The sequence below is a fragment of the Deltaproteobacteria bacterium genome (assembly GCA_005879795.1).
Lineage (GTDB): Bacteria > Desulfobacterota > Binatia > DP-6 > DP-6 > DP-6.
On sequence record VBKJ01000234.1, the window covers coordinates 1 to 3,352 of the forward strand.

The following is a 3,352-nucleotide window of genomic DNA, read 5'->3' on the forward strand; positions in this document are numbered from 1 at the left end:
TCCGCCTCAGTGCCTCTCACCACGCTGTTCGGAGCGCTGGCGGCAGTGACGCTTGTGGCGGCGCTCGTGCTGTTCTTGCTGCTGCAGCCGGTCCGCCGGCTGATGGGGGGAGTGCACTAGGAGCGTAGGGCCCCCGTCGAATTCTCGCGCCCGACGTCGGGCCGTCCTATCTTCGCGGCTCATGACTGACCTCCAGGCCCGCCTCCGGGCGGCGCTCGGCGACGCCTATCAGGTCGAGCGCGAGCTCGGCGGCGGGGGCATGAGCCGGGTGTTCCTCGCCACCGAGGCGTCGCTACACCGCGCCGTGGTGATCAAGCTGCTGCCGCCCGAGTTCGCGAGCGAGGTGAGCGAGGCGCGCTTCAAGCAAGAGATCGAGCTCGCGGCCCACCTGCAGCACCCCAACATCCTCCCGGTGCTGACCGCCGGGGCGAAGGGCGATCTGCTCTTCTACGTGATGCCCTTCGTCTCGGGCGAGTCGTTGCGCCACCGACTGACGCGCGAAGGGAAGCTCCCGGTGGCGGACGCGGTGCGCATCCTGCACGAGATGGCGGACGCACTCGCCTATGCCCACGCCGAGGGCGTGATCCATCGGGACGTGAAGCCCGAAAACATCCTGCTCGAGGGCGGGCATGCCGTGCTCACCGACTTCGGGGTGGCGCGGGCGCTGGTCGAGTCGCGGAGTGGGGGGCGGTTGACGGACACCGGCCTTGCGCTCGGGACACCGGGCTATATGAGTCCCGAGCAGGCGGCGGGGGAGCGGCACGTGGATGCGCGGGCGGACGTGTACGCGCTGGCAGTCGTGGGCTACGAGATGCTGGCGGGGTTTCCGCCCTTTGCGGGGCCGACGGCGCAGGCGCTCATCGCGGCGCATCTCACAGCGACGCCGAAGCCGTTGACCGACACGCGGCCCGAGGCGCCGCCCGCGGTGGCGAACGCGATCGCCCGGGCCTTGGCGAAGGATCCCAACGCCCGGCTCCGCACCGCCGCCGAGTTCCGGGACGCCCTCGGCGCCGGGCTCGCCCACCCGCGCGACCAGGCGCTCCGGAGAACCGGCTGGCTCGTGGCAGCGGGAGCAGCGATCGTCGCCGTCGCGCTCGGCGGGGCCTTGATGTCGCGGTCTCGCGGCGCGGTGGTGGGCGTCGACCCCAAGGTCGTGGCAGTATTTCCGTTTCGAGTGGCCGGCGCCGAGGCCGCGCTGAGCTACCTGCGCGAGGGGATGGTGGATCTCCTCGCGGCGAAGCTCACCGGGGAAGGCGGACCGCGGGCGGTCGATCCCCGAGCGGTATTGAGCGCCTGGCGCCGGGCGGGCGGATCCGCGGCGGACGACCTGGCCGAGGAGGCGGCGCTGCGAGCCGCGCGCTCGCTCGGTGCCGGGCGTCTGATCGATGGGGGGATCGTGGGCACGCCCACTCACATCACGCTGACCGCGCTGCTGCGTAGCGTGCCGGGCGGCGTCACTCGCGCGCAGGCGAGCGTGGAGGGCTCGCCCGACAGCCTCGCCGCGCTGATCGACCGCTTGACCGCGCAACTCCTCGCCCGCGGGGCGGGGGAGACGGAGCAGCGCTTGCCGTCGCTCACCACAACCTCGCTTCCAGCACTGCGCGTCTACCTCGACGGCCAGGGGGAGTACCGCCGCGGTCGCTACGCGGAAGCGGTCCGGCATTTTGAAGAGGCGCTGCGGCTCGATTCGGCGTTCGCCCTCGCGGCAATAGGGCTGACGTCCGCGTCGGGCTGGATCGGGTCCACTGCCTACCCGCGTGGCATTGCTCTCGCGTGGGCCGCTCGCGACCGGTTGAGCGAACGGGACCGGACGATCCTGGCCGCAATCGCCGGGCCTCATTATCCAGATCCCTCTTCGGAGCTAGAGCGTCTCGCCGCCCGCGAGCGCGCTGTCGCCGCGATCCCCGACGGGGCAGACGCATGGTACTGGTTCGGTGATCAGTACTTCCATTGGGGGAGCGTGCTCGGCCTGAGCGACGGACGCCAGCGAGCGGCCGCAGCGTTCCAGCGCGCACTCGAGCTCGACTCGACATTCGCCGGACCGCTGGAGCACCTGGCGGAGCTCGCTGCTGGGGAAGGAGACACGGCTGCCGGCCGCCGTTTGCAGGCCGTGGCGTGGGCCGCGGACTCCACCGGAGATCTTGCGAAATATCTCTCCTGGCGCGTGGCCGTCACCGCTGGTGACAGCGGCACGGTCGCGGCGGTCCGCTCAGAGATGGATCGGATGAAGAGCTTCTTATTCAACTTCTCCACCATTGCTCAGTTGGACGGGGTGGCCCTCCCGGACGCCGAGCGCGCGGTAACCGTCATGGGAAACCAGGCCAGCACTCGCCTGGAGAGGCAGGTGGCCACGCTCACGCGGGAATTCTTGGCCCTCAACCGGGGCCGTCCCAGCGTAGCTCTCACGGCCACCGAGGTGCTTCGCGACGTTGAGCTGAACCCGCACGGCCACCTCTGGCGCACGATCCTGGACGCATTGTACTGGGATGGCGACACAGCCGCAGCGGTCCGGGCTGCACGCGAGCTCGCCAGATCCGCCGATCGCCCGCTCGCGCACGACGTGGCCGAGCGCAGCAACCAGTACAACGACATGTTCGTGCTCGAACAATGGCGCCTGGCGCACGGTCAAATAGGGACGACCGCTCGCGCCATCAGCGAGCTGCGCAACTCGGCCTCCCCAAGGGACTCCGCGTCAACGGTGGCCCTCAACGTGGTGCGAGCCGCGACCCTCGACGCCATGCTTGCCGCCGCCCAGCACCGGGCCGACGCGTCCGCATCCATCGAGCACCTCGACTCGATCATGCAGACCGGGCCTGCTGCGTTCTTTCCAGCCCACGAAGAAAAGAACCTGGTGGTCGCACGACTGCGCGAGACGCAGGGAGACCTGAAGGGAGCGCTGGCCGCCGTGCGGCGCCGCGTGTATTTCCTGGGGCCTGCGCTGTACCTGTCGACCTACCTGCGCGAAGAAGGCCGCCTCGCCGCCTTGACAGGCGATCACCAGGGCGCGATCCGCGCCTACGAGCACTACCTCGCGCTGCGCTCGGATCCGGAACCGTCGCTGAAGCCCGAAGTGGACCGCGTGCGCGCCGAGCTGGCGAAGCTCGTGGGCGAACCGAAACCCTGAGTTTAGAGGAGGCACACGATGCTCAAGAAAATCGGCGCCGTCCTGCTCGCCGTGGGGTTGTTTCTCCCTTACACGCCCGGCAATCGCATCGTCACGGGGTTGTTCCAGGACATTCCGACGATCCTGTTTCAGGGCGTGCCTGTCCTGATCACGATCGCCTACGTCCTCCACAGCTTCGTGCCGCCGCTCGCGCAATTCCACCAGCGGCAGGGCCAGGGCCTGCATGGC

At 69.7% G+C, this 3,352-nt stretch carries 2 protein-coding genes; both read left to right on the top strand.

Annotation, left to right across the window (positions count from 1 at the left end; translation table 11 throughout):
- Positions 1 to 181: 181 nt before the first annotated feature.
- Positions 182 to 3,124 carry a hypothetical protein gene (locus E6J59_19440; GenBank protein ID TMB16159.1) on the top strand — a complete coding sequence of 981 codons (2,943 nt, stop codon included), beginning with the start codon at positions 182 to 184 and terminating at the stop codon, positions 3,122 to 3,124.
- Between the two features lie 18 nt (positions 3,125 to 3,142).
- Positions 3,143 to 3,352 (top strand): hypothetical protein (locus E6J59_19445; protein TMB16160.1); only part of this gene is annotated, 210 nt, incomplete at its 3' end.